Raw genomic sequence first — 15,423 nt, 5'->3', positions numbered from 1 at the left:
ACTCCTTATTGGCTCTTAAGATAAATAGCAGGGTTGGTTTTGCACACCAGCCACGCAGGGTATAGTCCAGCAATAATACAGGTTGATATTGCAATAACTGGGGCGCTTAGCAGCATGGTTAAATCCATTGTGGCGAGATTAGCGTAATAATCGTAACTTTGTCTTACGCCAAGCAAACCGATTTGTGCGAGTATAATACCGAGCAAGCCGCCGATAAAACCAAGCATCGCCACTTCAACTAAATGCTGAAGAAAAACTTGCCGTTTACTTGCCCCTAAAGCACGGCGCACACCAACTTCTGGTGCCCTGCGCAAAAACTTTGCCAGTAATAACCCCAAAATATTGGCTAAACACACGGCTAAGAACATAAAGCTTAAGCCGACCAAAATTTTGTTATCTTCACTGACTACATTATTGTATTCCATCCATTGGTTGACATCGCGCAGGCTGTATTGAGGGATTTCGCGAGTGAAGCGGCCACGTTTTTTCTGCTCTTCTATATAAGAGATAAGATAGTTGCCATAGGCTGATTTTTGCTCTGGTGTATCAAGTTGAGCCCAAAATTGGATCCATACCTGTTCAGATTGCAATCGATCGGCAAAGTTTCGGGTATCTTCATGCTTCCAACCATTACTATTTCCCCAGCTTGTAAGTTCTTTGGCTTTTATTAAGCTAAATGGTAAAAATAGATCTTCTACTTTATTAAAAGCGCCGTTATTTAAGTCATAATATTTAAGGTTGAGGGGCCAATCGGCAAGAAACCACCAACAACTTGGTAGCTGTCGTCATCTAAATAGATTAGTTTTCCAATTGAGCTTTCTCCTGCAAATAGCTTATCGTTTAGCTCTTTTGAAATCACCACGACAGGGGCGGCTGATTGTTCTTGTTGCTGGCTCCACACACCACCATATTGAAATGACACATCGAACATGCTAAAAAAATCGGGTGTTGTCATGCGGGCATTGCTAATAAATGGTTTAACTTTATCTGAGTCTAAATAGACAGAGAAACCAGTTCGCATCATCGCCACTTTTTTGTCAGGAATTGGTGCGTTGTATAAATTTTCTGCATCTTGATAAGTCAGTTGCATAGGAATATCGTCACCTGTCCACCAAGTATGGCCTTCATCCATTGTTTGTAATTGTACCGTGTACAATTGGCTACTTTTATGCGGAATGGGATCTGCCGACATCATGTGGTATACGCTTAAGCTGGTCATGGTGACACCAATACCAATGGCAATCGCCAGCACCATGAGTGCACTTACCAGCGGTGTACGTTTAAAACTACGCCAACTTAAATCGAGGTAATGTAATAGCATGGCTTATGCTCCTGCAGCGCTTTTAATCGTTTGTGCACCTTGATACAAGGTAAAGTCAGCCAGTTGGCCGTCAACTACTTGAATGTTACGCGGTGCACGACGGGCAAGTTCTGGATCGTGGGTCACCATAACGATAGTGGCACCATCACGATTAATTTGTTCGAGTAGTTCCATTACTTGACGTGCCATTAGGCTATCAAGGTTACCTGTTGGCTCATCGGCAAGTAAAAAACGAGGCTCACCAGCGAGGGCTCTTGCTATGGCTACGCGCTGTTGTTGACCACCGGATAGCTGTTGAGGTAGGTGTTTAGCACGCGAAGCAAGACCTACTTGCTCTAAACATTGCTCAATACGACGTTTGCGCTCGCTAGCTTTAATACCTCGATACCTTAATGGAACTTCAATATTTTCATATAAATTAAGATCGGGTATTAAATTAAATCCTTGGAAAATAAAGCCAATTTTTTGGTTACGCACATCAGCCCGTTGATTATCGTTTAATTTACCTACATCTATACCATCTAGTAGATACTCACCTTCAGAAAATGGCTCTAACATGCCTGCAATATTTAAAAATGTGGTTTTGCCTGAGCCGCTAGGCCCCGTTACGGCGATAAACTCACCTTCGTCTACTTGTAAAGTAAAATCGCGTAAAGCGTGAGTTTGCACCATTTCTGTTTGGTATATTTTGCTGATGTTATTCATTTTTAACATGGGTTTGTCCTTTTTATTGTCCTGTTTATACACAACATACTTTTACTAGCGAAGTAGTAATGTTGATGCGTTTTTAAAATTGTCATAGCTTGAGATGATAAGCTCATCGCCAGGCTCTACACCGGCAATTAGCTCAACGGCATTAATACTGGTTGCACCGATAGTTATATCTACACGCTGTGCAGTATCACCGCTGACTTTGTATACGTAGGTTCCACCTTGTTGCATAAATGCGCCACGCTGTACTTGTAAAACATTGTCGCGGTTTTCTAATAAAATACGTGCGGTTAATCGTTGGTTTTGGCGGATCCCCGTCAGCTCTTTATTAAAGCGTACGCGGGTAGTGACTTCGCGGTTATTCACTTCAGGTGAAATAGCCGAGAGCGTACCGGTTACTTTTTTCGCGCCGAGTAATAATTCAACATCCATACCTAGGCCTAATTCATTGGCGTAGCTTTCTGGTACTTGAAGTTGGGCTTCAAAGTTACTGAGATCAACCAATGTCATCAGTGGTTGGCTTTGGCTTACGGCTTCTTTTTGTTGCACTAAAAGATTACCGACAATGCCGTTAACACTTGCTTTAATCGTTAGGTTGCTTACTTGGCGGTTTAATTCATCTACAATAAGTTGTTGGCGGGCTAGATCACGCTCTGCGGCTTGCATTTCAAACGCAAGGGTATCGTTTGCTAGGGCAACTTCTTGCTCCGCGTGTTTATATGATAGTTTTGCACGGGCGAGATCATCCACAGCTTTTTCTAAATCAATTTGGCTGATCAAGCTTTTTTCAATTGAGAGTTTTGCCCGGCGATTTTCTCTATCTGCTGCATTGAGCTCAACTTGCGCTAAATCGAGGGCTTTAGTTAAACTTAGTTTTTGTCGTCTTGCTTCGAGGTGTTTACGCTGTAACTCACCATCAAGGCGCGCTAACACTGATTGTTGTTGCTTTGGTTCGTTAGTGAGCTCGGGGCTGTCAACAATGGCAATCACCGCATCTTTATTTACCTTGTCACCTGCTTTTACTTTTAAATCAACATAACCGCGTTCTGGGCTATACACTTTAGGCGCATTAGCAGCAACAATTTTGCCGCTGGCAGAAACATCCCGGGTCAGGGTTTTAACACTAACAGGGGCTATATGTAAGGCGCTTCTTTCAACTGATAAAGTACCTTGTTCATTACCCATAAATGCTTTAACACATAAGGCCACTAAGGCCATAAGTGCTATAGCTATAATGATAGGCTTTTTATACTGGCGACGCTTTATGACAGAAATATCCTGCGCACTGGTATCTTTAATCATGCTGCTTCCTCTTTAATACGTTTAATCTTCAAGGTAAGTAATCATTAAACTCACGGCTAACATGGTGATAGGTGAGACTAAAAATAAACTGAGAATAAACATAGTGATGTCCTTTAAATTACGTAGTGTTAACTATCCGATTATCATGCCAAAATTTAAGTTGCTGTATTTTATGTGTTTTTTATTTTTTCTGGGTTTTTCTTCGTGTCCGCGGACAGAAAAAGTGTCCGCCGCGGACACTTTTTAAAGCTTAGCTTTACCTTTGGGTTAGTTTGCTAGGCCAGTAAGTTACAAATTTAGCGATCTTGGTCATGGGTTTTTATGCGTAATCTATGCACACAGAGATTATTAACTTTATATTTATGCATTATTTAGTTCATCATTCATAAGCTCTTTGCAGCAAACAACGGAGTTTTCACTCTAACTGAGCGTATTTTATTTGCTTTTTCAAAAAGGTTATCGCCTGAAAAGCTTTAAAATAGGTTCTGATTTAGAAATACACTTCGTGAATAATTATTCACTAAAGCAAGTGGTTTACGTTTACGTAAACTGGATATTTTGAGTGTGGCTTTTTTTACAACTTGTTAAATATGACACCAGTGTCATAAAAAAATAATGGCTAAAAAGGCGCTAAATGTTAAAAAATGGCATGAAATATAAAAGTTGCGCTTAAGTGAGAAATATTCAAGAATGTGAATATGTATTCAAAATTTTATTGACTCTACATACGATAGGCGATAGTTTTGACCGTCTGCTAGCAAACCGTCGAGAAGATCTTTAATAGCTAGCTGTTGTAGCAAGGGGAGGGGTCTATGTTATACGACTCAAAATTAGAAAAAGATAATTGTGGCTTTGGCTTAATAGCCCAGGTCAATGGTCAAGCTAGTCATCGCTTAATAAGAACTGCGATCACCGGTCTTGACCGTATGGAACACCGTGGTGGTATTTCTGCCGATGGTAAAACAGGCGATGGCTGTGGGTTATTATTACAAAAACCAGATAGCTTTTTTCGCGCAATCGCAGCTGAGAACAATTGGCATCTAGGTAAGAATTATGCGGTAGGCATGATTTTCTTAAATCCAGATCCAGTATTAGCACAAACCGCAAAAGACATATTGAGTGAAGAACTCGAAAAAGAAACACTTAATATTAAAGGCTGGCGTGTAGTACCCACTGATGCCTCATGTTTAGGTCCAATTGCCAAAAAACAATTACCAAACTTTGAACAAATATTTATTAATGCTCCAGAAGGTTGGCGTCCAAAAGATTTAGAACGCCGATTATACGTTGCGCGTCGTCGTGCAGAAAAACGTTTGAGCAATGATGAAGGTTTTTATATTGCCAGTTTGTCTGGGTTAGTGACTATCTATAAAGGCTTGATGATGCCAGTAGATTTACCTAACTTTTATCTAGACTTAGCTGATATCCGTATGACCAGTGCGATTTGTGTTTTCCATCAGCGCTTTTCAACTAATACACAACCGCGTTGGCCTCTTGCTCAACCGTTCCGTTATTTAGCGCATAATGGTGAAATTAACACCATTCAAGGTAACCGCCAGTGGGCGCGCGCACGTTCGTACAAATTTGCATCGCCACTGATCCCAGATTTACAATCAGCAGCGCCATTTGTTAACGAAACTGGCTCGGATTCATCAAGCTTAGATAACATGCTTGAGCTATTTTTAGCGGGTGGTATGGATTTATTCCGTGCGATGCGCATGCTGGTGCCACCTGCATGGCAGAAAAACCGTGCCATGGATGATGATCTTCGTGCATTCTATGACTTTAACTCAATGCATATGGAACCATGGGATGGCCCTGCGGGTATTGTAATGTCTGATGGTCGTTTTGCCGCTTGTAACTTAGACCGTAACGGTTTACGCCCTGCGCGTTATGTGATCACGCAAGATGGCTTTATTACACTTGCCTCAGAAGTCGGTATTTGGGATTACACCGCTGATGAAGTGGTTGAAAAAGGACGTGTTGGTCCAGGCGAGCTGTTAGTTATTGATACTCAGCTTGGTAAAATTTGGCATTCAGACGAAATTGACCAAGATTTAAAATCGCGCCACCCATACAAAGCATGGCTTGAAGAAAATGTTAAACGCTTAACACCGTTTGAAAAGTTATCAGAGCAGGACGCGGGTAATCGCTCATTTGACGACGAAACTTTACTGAAATATCAGAAAATGTTTGGTTTCACTAACGAAGAGCTAGACAGTGTCATTCGTGTAATGGGTGAAATTGGCCAAGAAGCAACGGGCTCTATGGGCGATGATACGCCATTTGCCGTGCTATCTGAAGGTAACCGTTCGTTGTTTGATTACTTCCGCCAAAAGTTTGCGCAGGTAACCAATCCGCCGATCGATCCTCTTCGTGAAAATCACGTCATGTCACTGGCTACTTGTATTGGTAGTGAGCAAAACGTGTTTAACGAAACCACTGGCCACGCTAAGCGCTTACAATTTGATACACCTATTTTGATGTATGCAGATATGCAACAGTTATTAAGTGCCGATCAAGCGCACTACAGCTATTGCAAAATTGATATTACCTACAGCAAAGAAGAAGGTCTCGCGGATGCGGTCACCCGTATTTGTGATGAAGCACAAGAAAAGGCCGCTGGCGGTTGTGTAATGCTGTTTTTAAGCGACCGTAACTTTGACGAAGATAGATTACCTATTCCTGCTGCTATGGCGGTAGGTGCTGTACAAAAACGCCTTGTAGATAACAATCTACGTTGTGAATCAAACATCATCATAGAAACCGGCAGCGTGCGTGATGCACATCAATTTGCGGTATTAATTGGCTTTGGTGCAACGGCGATTTACCCATACCTTGCTTATGAATCACTGGTTGCGATGAGTGACTCTAAAGTGATCAATAAGAGCTACTGTGAAGTAACTTTGGCTTATCGTAATGCGATAAACAAAGGGCTTTATAAGATCATGTCGAAAATGGGTATCAGTACCGTTGCGTCATATCGCTGTTCCATGTTGTTTGAAGCGGTTGGTTTGTCAGACACAATAGTTGATACGTGTTTCAATGGCGTAGCTAGTCGAATTAAGGGCGCATGTTTTAGCGACTTTGATGAAGACCAGCGTAAACTGCACCAGTTAGCATTCAGTAAGCGTAAGCTACTAAGTCATGGTGGTTTATTAAAATATGTTCACGGTGGTGAATACCATGCGTATAACCCAGACGTTATTCAAACATTGCAAAAAGCAGTGCGCTCAGGTGATTACTCAGATTATAACGTGTACGCTGATTTAGTGAACAAACGCCCAATTTCAACACTGCGCGACATGTTGTCGCTGAAACTGCCAGAAAAAGGCATTAGCATTGATGATGTAGAGCCTGCAACAGAACTTTATAAACGCTTTGACTCAGCAGCAATGAGTATTGGTGCATTGTCACCAGAAGCGCATGAAGCGCTGGCCATTGCAATGAACCGTTTAGGCGGTTGTTCGAACTCAGGTGAGGGTGGTGAAGATAAACTCCGCTACGGTACAGAGAAAAACTCGCGCATTAAGCAAGTTGCCTCAGGCCGATTTGGTGTTACACCGCATTACTTACGCAGTGCTGATGTTATTCAAATCAAAGTGGCGCAAGGCGCAAAACCAGGCGAAGGTGGTCAGTTACCTGGTGAAAAAGTAACGCCGTATATTGCTAAACTGCGTTATTCAGTACCCGGTGTGACGCTTATTTCGCCTCCACCGCATCACGATATTTACTCAATTGAAGATTTAGCTCAGCTAATCTTTGATTTAAAACAAGTGAACCCGAAAGCCCTGATCTCGGTCAAACTCGTATCAGAGCCAGGTGTGGGTACGATTGCAACGGGTGTTGCCAAAGCCTACGCCGATTTAATTACTATTTCAGGTTATGACGGTGGTACCGGCGCAAGTCCACTCACATCTGTTAAATACGCAGGTAGCCCATGGGAGCTTGGTCTTGCAGAAACGCAACAAGCACTGGTTGAAAATGGTCTGCGTCATCGTATTCGCTTGCAAACTGATGGCGGCTTAAAAACGGGCTTAGACATCATCAAAGCGGCTATTTTAGGTGCTGAAAGCTTTGGTTTTGGTACCGGACCTATGGTTGCACTAGGCTGTAAATACCTACGTATTTGTCACTTAAACAACTGTGCGACCGGTGTTGCAACACAAGACGATACACTGCGTCAAAAGCATTATCATGGTCTGCCGGAAATGGCGATGAACTACTTTAAGTTTATTGCCCAAGAAGCCCGTGAAATCATGGCAAGTCTAGGTGTTGCCCATTTAACTGATTTAATTGGTCGTTTAGATTTACTTGAAGCGATTGAAGGCAAAACTGCGAAGCAACAAAAGATTGATTTATCATCTGTGATTGCGCAGCCAAATAACCTAACGGGTGAAACACTTTATTGTAGCGTGCCAAACTCGTCACATTACTTAGGTAAATTAAACGAAACGTTATTGGAAAAAGCACAGCAAGCCATTGACGAAAGCACAGGTATTTCACTGGTTAATCGTATTTGTAATACCGACCGCTCTGTGGGCGCAATGTTATCAGGCTATATTGCCGATAAACACGGTAACCAAGGTATGGCAGCTGATCCTGTATCAATTGAATTACACGGTACTGCTGGTCAATCATTTGGTGTGTGGAATGCTGGTGGCCTTGAGATGACGTTAGTCGGCGATGCGAACGATTATGTTGGCAAAGGCATGGCAGGCGGTAAGTTGATTATTCGTCCACCATTGGGTTCATCATTTGAAAGTCATAAAGCAACTATTGCGGGTAATACCTGCTTGTACGGCGCAACAGGCGGTAAATTATTTGCAGCAGGTTGTGCAGGTGAACGTTTTGCTGTGCGTAACTCAGGTGTGCAAGCGGTTGTAGAAGGCTTAGGTGATAACGGCTGTGAATATATGACTGGCGGTGTGGTGTGTGTACTTGGCAACGTGGGTGTTAACTTTGGTGCCGGCATGACAGGTGGTTTTGCGTATATTTTAGATGAGCGTAACGACTTTGAAAAACGCATTAACCCAGAGCTGGTTGAAGTTGTGTTATTGGACGAACTGAGCTCTCACCAAGAGCACTTACGCGGCCTGATTGCAGAGCACTTAGAGTCAACAGGCTCAAGCCGAGCAGAGAATATTTTAGCGAACTTTGAAGCTTACTTACCTAAGTTTAAGTTAGTTAAACCAAAATCAAGTGATGTGAAAAGTTTACTCGGGCATCGCGCTCGCAGTAGTGCAGAACTTCGTGTTCAAGCACAGTAAGGGGGTAGTATGAGCGAGAATGTATATCAATTTATAGACGTGCAACGGGTTGATCCCCGTAAGAAACCTATTTCGTCACGTAAGAAATCGTTTGTTGAAATTTACGAACCCTTTTCAGAGACTCAAGTAAACTCTCAAGCTGATCGTTGCTTAGATTGTGGTAACCCATACTGTGAGTGGAAATGCCCAGTACATAACTATATCCCACAGTGGTTAAAGTTAATTCGTACTGGCCGTATCTTAGAGGCCGCAGAGCTGTCTCACCGTACGAATAGTTTGCCTGAAGTATGTGGACGTGTTTGTCCACAAGATAGATTATGCGAAGGCTCATGTACGTTAGATGAAGAGTTTGGTGCAGTAACTATCGGTAATATCGAAAAGTATATTACTGACACGGCATTTAAAATGGGCTGGAAGCCTGACATGTCCTATGTGACATGGACAGATAAAAAAGTAGCCATTATTGGCGCAGGTCCTGCAGGTCTAGGTTGTGCTGATATTCTAGTACGTAACGGTGTTAAGCCTGTGGTATTTGACCGTCACCCTGAAATTGGTGGGTTATTAACTTTTGGTATTCCTTCATTTAAACTTGAAAAAGAAGTGATGCAAAAGCGCCGCGAAATATTCACTGAAATGGGCGTTGAGTTTAAACTTAACGTTGAAGTGGGTGTTGATATCACCATGGATGAGATTTTAGCAGACTATGACGCAGTGTTCCTCGGTGTAGGTACGTATCAAAGTATGCGCGCAGGCCTTGAAAATGAAGATGCGCCAGGTGTACATGATGCACTGCCGTTCTTAATCGGTAATACTAACCGTGTAATGGGCTATGACGAAACAAACCAAGCGTACATCGATATGGCTAAGCAAAAAGTTGTGGTCCTCGGTGGTGGTGATACAGCGATGGACTGTGTTCGTACATCGATTCGTCAAGGCGCTGACAAAGTAATTTGTGCCTATCGCCGTGATGAAGAAAATATGCCTGGTTCAAAGCGTGAAGTTAAAAATGCCAAAGAAGAAGGCGTAGAATTTACCTTTAACGTACAACCTACAGGTATTGAGCTTGACGACAAAGGCCATGTTGCTGGCGTCAGAATGGTTAAAACTCAAATGGGTGAACCTGATGAAAACGGCCGTAGCCGCGCTGAAGTTGTGCCTGGTTCTGAGCATGTTATCGAGGCAGATCAAGTACTGATGGCATTTGGTTTTAAACCACACAAAATGGATTGGTTAGAAAAATACGATGTTGAAATTAACCACTGGGGCGGAATCAACGCACCGGAGCAGGGCGAATTTACTCATCAAACGACAAATCCAAAAATCTTTGCTGGTGGCGATATCGTTCGCGGCTCTGATTTAGTAGTAACCGCAATCTTTGAAGGGCGTAACGCCGCAGAAGGGATCATGGACTACTTAAAAGTGTAATGCTTTGAAGGTTTAAGAATGTAAAAAGCAAGCCCGATGGCTTGCTTTTTTTATGGCTAGGATTTTAGAGCCTTAAGCTGTCAGTTTTAAGCTTGCTCGGTGTTAAATTAAGCGCCGTAGGTTGGCTTGAATATAACGAAACCCAACGAAAAAAAAGACAAGCAGTCTGCATCAAGGCTCAGCATTATCAAATACTTCTATATCACTGAACTGAATTTAGGAAAGCCATTTAAGTGATATTCACAAAGAGGTTAAGAGGCGCTGCGCTTAAGAGTAGATATTAAGATTATATTTAAGTCGTAGAGGTAAAACGCAGACAGCTTGGTACCACCACATTGGGTCACTCGGGTAAGTTCGTTTCTGCTCCATAATGGTTTGTAGGAATTTAAATTAAGGGTAAAAAATCTCTATCGTTTTAGTGTTTATTCCATATATACCTGAGCTAGACGATTAAAAATAATTTAATCTTTGTGTATATCCAATAGATACACTACAATTTGTATATCTAATTAATATACGGGAGCTAATATGGCTACTAAAACTGCACCTATAAATATGCGAGTAGAACCGTCTGTTCGTAATATCATTGATGCTGCGGCTAATTTACTAAAGGTTGACCGTTCGGTATTTATTCAACAAGCAGCGCTTTGTGAAGCATACCAAGTTATAGCTTCACAAAGAGATTTTGCTTTGGATGAACAAGCCTTTGCTGCATTTGAGCAAGCGTTAGACGCAGAACCAACGGCTAATAAAGGTATGGTAGAGTTGATGAATAGGAAATCACCTTGGGAATAACTGCACCTGAATTGCTTAGCGAAACTCACGATTTATCTGATTTTGATTGTGGCAGACCTGAGCTAAATGACTGGTTAGTAAAAAAGGCGCTCAAGAGCCAACAACGAAATAACGCAAAAGTTTATATAGTCACTGATTCTATCACTACAAAGGTAATTGGTTATTATGCTATTGCTATGGGTTCTGTTCAACGAGAAGGTGCGATTGCCGCCCTAAGAAGAAACAGCCCCAACCCAATTCCAATGATCGTTCTTGCGAGATTAGCGGTCAATGACTCATATCACGGAAAAGGCATTGGTGTTGGCCTTCTTAAAGACTGTGTCAAAAGATCTGTTTATGCTATGAATGTAGTTGGTGGGGCGGGTATTCTTGTTCACGCTATCGACGATTCAGCAAAAGATTTTTACACGAGATTTGGCTTCAAAGAATCCACATTTGACCCGATGACGCTTATGGCTAGAATAAAGGATATTGAAGCTGCTCAGAAAGCATAAGTTTACAGGATCAGAAGCTTTCCAAAAAAATTACTCCTTCTAGTCAGAAAACTTAAACAAGTGCGGCAAATAAAAGTGATCATCGTTTTCACACAGCTTGCGCTTGTAAATGCTCTAAAGGTCGGCTTTGAGCGTGAAACAGACAGTCGGTCAAACTCATTTTTGGACAAAAATGAGTTAGCTAAAGGGATTAGAAGATCTCGTAGTCATTATAAAAATATAAAATAAAAAGATAATAGTCTATAAAGATTGAATAATTCGTTTGCTAAATGGAGATAGGTAATTAAAAAAATCTTTTTCCATAGTCTGTCTTAACTTATTCTCGGTTCCAACTATGTCTTTCATTTTACTTACCTCACTTGCAATCTTAACGATATCTTCTTGTGGGATTCCTAGATCATTTAAAATTCGTTCATAGCCATCCGTTGAATCCAAATAACTTTCTATCATATGAACACTTTGAACAAATGCTCTATTATTTGATTTGTCAAACAAATTTTTACTATTGAATAACTCATATATACCTATGATTTTCGTCATCTTAAATTTGATAAATTCATCAATTTGAAAAAGCGTATCAATAAATTTATTAATATCAACAACGCTGGGCTTATATTTATTAACAAATTTATCAATTACAGGTTTCAATAACCCATCGTTAATCATTAAAGAATAAACAGCATCAAAAATATGACTGCTTTGGGAGTTAAATGAGTAGTTCTTAACTTCTAACCCTCTTACAAATGACGCATCTTTTCTAAGTAGTCTAAATTTTATATCGTGGATAACATTCCATTCTTTTTCATGGGTTGTTATTTCATCATATATATTTATAAATTCAATCAATAAACTTATTTCAATTTCAGAATCTATAACTTCGGATAGATCTATACCAAATTTATCGGCTAAAGATTCTTTTAATTCTTGAATTGTTTTTTCTGGTACTCCATCACTGGAAGACTTTTCCAAGTATAAGATTTCATCTTCAGGGCTATCTGTAATTACTTCATCGGTTTCATATAGTATTTTTAAATCAATCCATTGATCAGGCTTATAAAGATCTAGGACTTCCTCATCATAAATATAAATTTTCCCTATTTGAGGTGATTTAGGGTTTAGCCGACCAACCCTCCCTATAAGGTTATTCAGTTCGAATGTTCCACGGGGTGGATCATATATGATTAATTTATTAGTTGGAGTATTTATGCCCTCCATCAATGTACTTGTACAAAGTATTGTATGTATACAACCATCTGGCTTTGAATATTCATTTTCTATATACTTTCTTAGAAATAAAGGTGTTCTTCCATGATGGATACCTATTCCTTTTTTTAAATAAATAGAATAATACCATTCAGGATGAATGTTCTCGGATATCCAATCAATAATATCCTCATCAAAGTTATCAAAATGGTCTTCATCATTTATTAAGTCAGTTTTATTTATAAATGACGTGATACTATTTGGTGACTTAAAGTAAACAAATTTTTTTTCATCATGATTTTTAAAAATGGCGGTCGATTTATTAAGCTTAATTTCGTTATAAACAAGGTTTAAATTCGTAATAAATTTGACAATTTTAATATCGCTTTTGAAGAAATCTACATTTCTTATGAAAGGGCCAAGCAACAATATCTTTCGTGATTCTTTTATTAAGTACTTATAGATAGAATTCATTTTAATGATTCTACTATTCGTCTCTTGTTGTTTAGCTTCATATTTAAGCTTGTAGATTTCATCGTATACAAGTAAATCAATGTTTGCCTTGCTAATATATTCCTTGAATTTCTTACTGCTAATTCTTTCAGGGACCACTATCATAATTTTTTTAGCCACATCATTATATTGATCAAGCTCTGCATCAGATGTAATTAATATGTAGTTCTCGTTGAAAAAATTAAAACACTTCTTCCGCAATTCATTCATTAATGAAATAGTAGGAACGACAAATATTATATTATCTAATAAGTGTTTGTTCCTGGCGATATACTCTAGTGCAATGAAGGTCTTACCAAAACTTGTAGGGGCGCTTAGAAACAAATTATTGTCATTTAATATATTTAAACATTCAACTTGTTCATTTGTAAGAATAATTTCTTCGTCTAACAAAGATTGTTTAACTGCATTATTAATTTTTGAAAAGAAAGTTCTGTTTTGAGAGTAAATTGATAGATCACTTAAATTCAATTCAGCTTCTGATATGACTTGTCCACTATATATCCCCTTTAACAAATGACTCCGTAAAAGATTCATATTTTCATCAAATTTATTAAGCATTTAAATTATCCCATACAATTTTACTTTTCTCATTAAAGAGCTTGAGGTAGTCATTTTTATTAAGAATAGGTAAAACAAAAACAACAATATTAAAATTAGTCTTTAAATCATTTAATTTTGCATTATCTTTAATAATATTCAGGATGTCGTCGTATTCGTTGTAATTGTCACAAATTAAAAACAAAACCAAATTTTCTGATACATTCTCATCTATTTCAATTACTTCGTTTAAGTTGTCAGTCTTTATATTACGAAATAATTCTATTCTATGGTTTAATTCTTCTTGAGTTACTTCATTATGTTCGCTTAGTGAATCCACGGCTTTATTAATGGCTGTGTTTAAATTACTGTAAAACTTAGCCTCTAAGTAATAAATTTCTTTTTTATCTTTTAAATAAATGGTTCCATCATTACCATATACAGGCATTTTAGGTGAGGTTTTAAAAACGAGTTTAGGGTAAATATATTTTTCGGAAGATTTTTCAGACAAAAATTGACTAAGCATAGTATGCATTAGAAACTCGCCTATATCGCCGTGTAAAGTTGTATGTGAAGTATTGACTCCATATTTAGATATAAACCCTATACTCTTTAATGCATCAAAATATTTTTTTTGCATTAGATCTTCAGTACATTTAAGGGATGGCGAATAAGTACTTGCAATTTTAAGAACATTTTCTTTATTGAAGATTTTTTCATTAATTTCTTCAAATAGAACATCTTTACAATCAAGTAATTCATCCCACGTAAAAAATTTCATTTTAATTTTATTTAAATCACTATCTTTTTTGTTGTTTTCAAATTCAGTTTCACTTCCTTCAATAGTGAGAGTTCTATAAAACGATTCATTATCGTATGTATTTGACCCGTTGAGCCCTAATTCATTACAAATTAAATTTTTGGTACTTAGTGAGACTTGTGAATGCATGAAATTTTTTGTTTTTTCATCAAAGTGTATATTAGAGACACTGTATAAGGTGGTTCCTGCACTTAAATCAAAGTAACTAACAATAAAATACAAGCGACTCTGTGATCTATGAAACTGGTCGTAAAAATTAGATACCTTTTTAATTCTCTCTTTATGCGTGAAGGTGTAAGACCCAGCCCTAGAAAACAATCTAAATACACGATGTGCAGTTGTAAAATGCATTAATACTTTCATTAAGATCCTTTTGTTCAATTTCCTATTTATTGCGCTTTATAATTAACAACCTCAGCTGAATGCTTTGATAACATTCCTACTGAAAATCATATAGAAGAAAGTACATTTTGTTTACACGATTTTGAAGATAACTTGCGTATACCATTAAAAATTAGCTATCGCTAACCCCAATTAATATAAGTTAATCCCCAATGATAACTATGTTAAAACTATCAGAAAAGCAAATAATTTCAACGTTCGGTAGCGGAATAACTTAACATATAAGCTTGAGTTGTATTAAACAAACCTAATTGACTTTCATAACATTTTGTAGGTGGTAAGTTTTGTAAGGAGGTTATTGGCTGAAGCAATATTCGTGCTGGCATTAGGAATGAACTACCCAATCTCGATAGAGAGTAAGAGCTCTCATCTTGCTATAAGTAGACATTAGAGTATTTACTTTAACTCATTTTAGGGCAGAAATGAGTTATCTCTGGATGTCTGATTATGGCACAAAGCCATCATTAAGCCTTAAATCATTGTGTCTAAGTGAGACTGTTTACTTCACGGCTTAAGCCGCAACTATAATTTTAATATTGATTGTTGGGTTTCGTTGCACTCAACCCAACCTACGGTGATAAATTTAACGCAGAGTTATTTTGGCTTTCCTAGCGCCTAGGACCTATT

At 38.8% G+C, this 15,423-nt stretch carries 8 protein-coding genes and 1 pseudogene; 4 read left to right on the top strand and 5 right to left on the bottom strand.

Going from position 1 to position 15,423, the window contains the following annotated elements:
• Positions 1–5: 5 nt before the first annotated feature.
• From ACU8V8_RS10260 to ACU8V8_RS10250, 3 genes and pseudogenes are all read right to left on the bottom strand, one after another.
• Positions 6–1,321 (bottom strand): annotated as a pseudogene (locus ACU8V8_RS10260) (ABC transporter permease).
• Positions 1,322–1,324: 3 nt separating this feature from the next.
• Positions 1,325–2,035 carry an ABC transporter ATP-binding protein gene (locus tag ACU8V8_RS10255; RefSeq protein WP_256826774.1) on the bottom strand — a complete coding sequence of 237 codons (711 nt, stop codon included), beginning with the start codon at positions 2,033–2,035 and terminating at the stop codon, positions 1,325–1,327.
• Positions 2,036–2,080: 45 nt separating this feature from the next.
• On the bottom strand, positions 2,081–3,334 hold the full coding sequence (locus ACU8V8_RS10250; protein WP_446887398.1) for an efflux RND transporter periplasmic adaptor subunit: 1,254 nt from the start codon (positions 3,332–3,334) through the stop codon (positions 2,081–2,083).
• A gap of 812 nt (positions 3,335–4,146) precedes the next feature.
• Between ACU8V8_RS10250 and gltB the strand changes: the two genes are divergently transcribed.
• The 4 genes from gltB to ACU8V8_RS10230 all read left to right on the top strand — a co-directional run bounded on the left by gltB (position 4,147) and on the right by ACU8V8_RS10230 (position 11,318).
• Positions 4,147–8,604 (top strand): glutamate synthase large subunit, encoded by a 4,458-nt coding sequence (gene gltB / locus ACU8V8_RS10245; protein ID WP_446887397.1) that lies wholly within the window; start codon positions 4,147–4,149, stop codon positions 8,602–8,604.
• 9 nt (positions 8,605–8,613) lie between these two features.
• The gene (locus ACU8V8_RS10240) at positions 8,614–10,029 is read left to right on the top strand and encodes an FAD-dependent oxidoreductase (protein WP_446887396.1); all 1,416 of its coding nucleotides are present in this window, start codon (positions 8,614–8,616) and stop codon (positions 10,027–10,029) included.
• A gap of 528 nt (positions 10,030–10,557) precedes the next feature.
• Positions 10,558–10,824, top strand: a complete 267-nt coding sequence (locus ACU8V8_RS10235) for a type II toxin-antitoxin system TacA family antitoxin (RefSeq protein ID WP_256826770.1) — start codon at positions 10,558–10,560, stop codon at positions 10,822–10,824.
• Entirely contained in the window at positions 10,815–11,318 is a 504-nt protein-coding gene (locus ACU8V8_RS10230; protein ID WP_446887395.1) for a GNAT family N-acetyltransferase, read from the top strand. The genes ACU8V8_RS10235 and ACU8V8_RS10230 overlap by 10 nt, the downstream gene beginning before the upstream one ends.
• 240 nt (positions 11,319–11,558) lie before the next feature.
• Here the strand turns inward: ACU8V8_RS10230 and ACU8V8_RS10225 are convergent, their stop codons facing one another.
• Complete coding sequence (locus ACU8V8_RS10225) at positions 11,559–13,595, bottom strand: DEAD/DEAH box helicase (RefSeq protein WP_446887394.1); 2,037 nt, start codon at positions 13,593–13,595, stop codon at positions 11,559–11,561.
• The gene (locus ACU8V8_RS10220; protein ID WP_446887393.1) at positions 13,588–14,757 is read right to left on the bottom strand and encodes a HamA C-terminal domain-containing protein; all 1,170 of its coding nucleotides are present in this window, start codon (positions 14,755–14,757) and stop codon (positions 13,588–13,590) included. Before ACU8V8_RS10220 ends, ACU8V8_RS10225 begins: the two co-directional genes overlap by 8 nt.
• Between the last annotated feature and the right edge of the window lie 666 nt (positions 14,758–15,423).

This window comes from Pseudoalteromonas sp. SaAl2 (genome assembly GCF_052947895.1).
The sequence above is the reverse complement of the archived record's forward strand: the minus strand, read 5'-3'. Positions and strand labels throughout refer to the sequence as shown.

What these genes read in the sequence shown, in the direction of transcription:
- ACU8V8_RS10235 (WP_256826770.1), top strand. Translation starts at nt 10,558, where the DNA reads ATGGCTACTAAAACTGCACCTATAAATATGCGAGTAGAACCGTCTGTT.
- ACU8V8_RS10225 (WP_446887394.1), bottom strand. Translation starts at nt 13,595, where the DNA reads ATGCTTAATAAATTTGATGAAAATATGAATCTTTTACGGAGTCATTTG.
- ACU8V8_RS10250 (WP_446887398.1), bottom strand. Translation starts at nt 3,334, where the DNA reads ATGATTAAAGATACCAGTGCGCAGGATATTTCTGTCATAAAGCGTCGC.
- ACU8V8_RS10240 (WP_446887396.1), top strand. Translation starts at nt 8,614, where the DNA reads ATGAGCGAGAATGTATATCAATTTATAGACGTGCAACGGGTTGATCCC.
- ACU8V8_RS10220 (WP_446887393.1), bottom strand. Translation starts at nt 14,757, where the DNA reads ATGAAAGTATTAATGCATTTTACAACTGCACATCGTGTATTTAGATTG.
- ACU8V8_RS10255 (WP_256826774.1), bottom strand. Translation starts at nt 2,035, where the DNA reads ATGTTAAAAATGAATAACATCAGCAAAATATACCAAACAGAAATGGTG.
- gltB (WP_446887397.1), top strand. Translation starts at nt 4,147, where the DNA reads ATGTTATACGACTCAAAATTAGAAAAAGATAATTGTGGCTTTGGCTTA.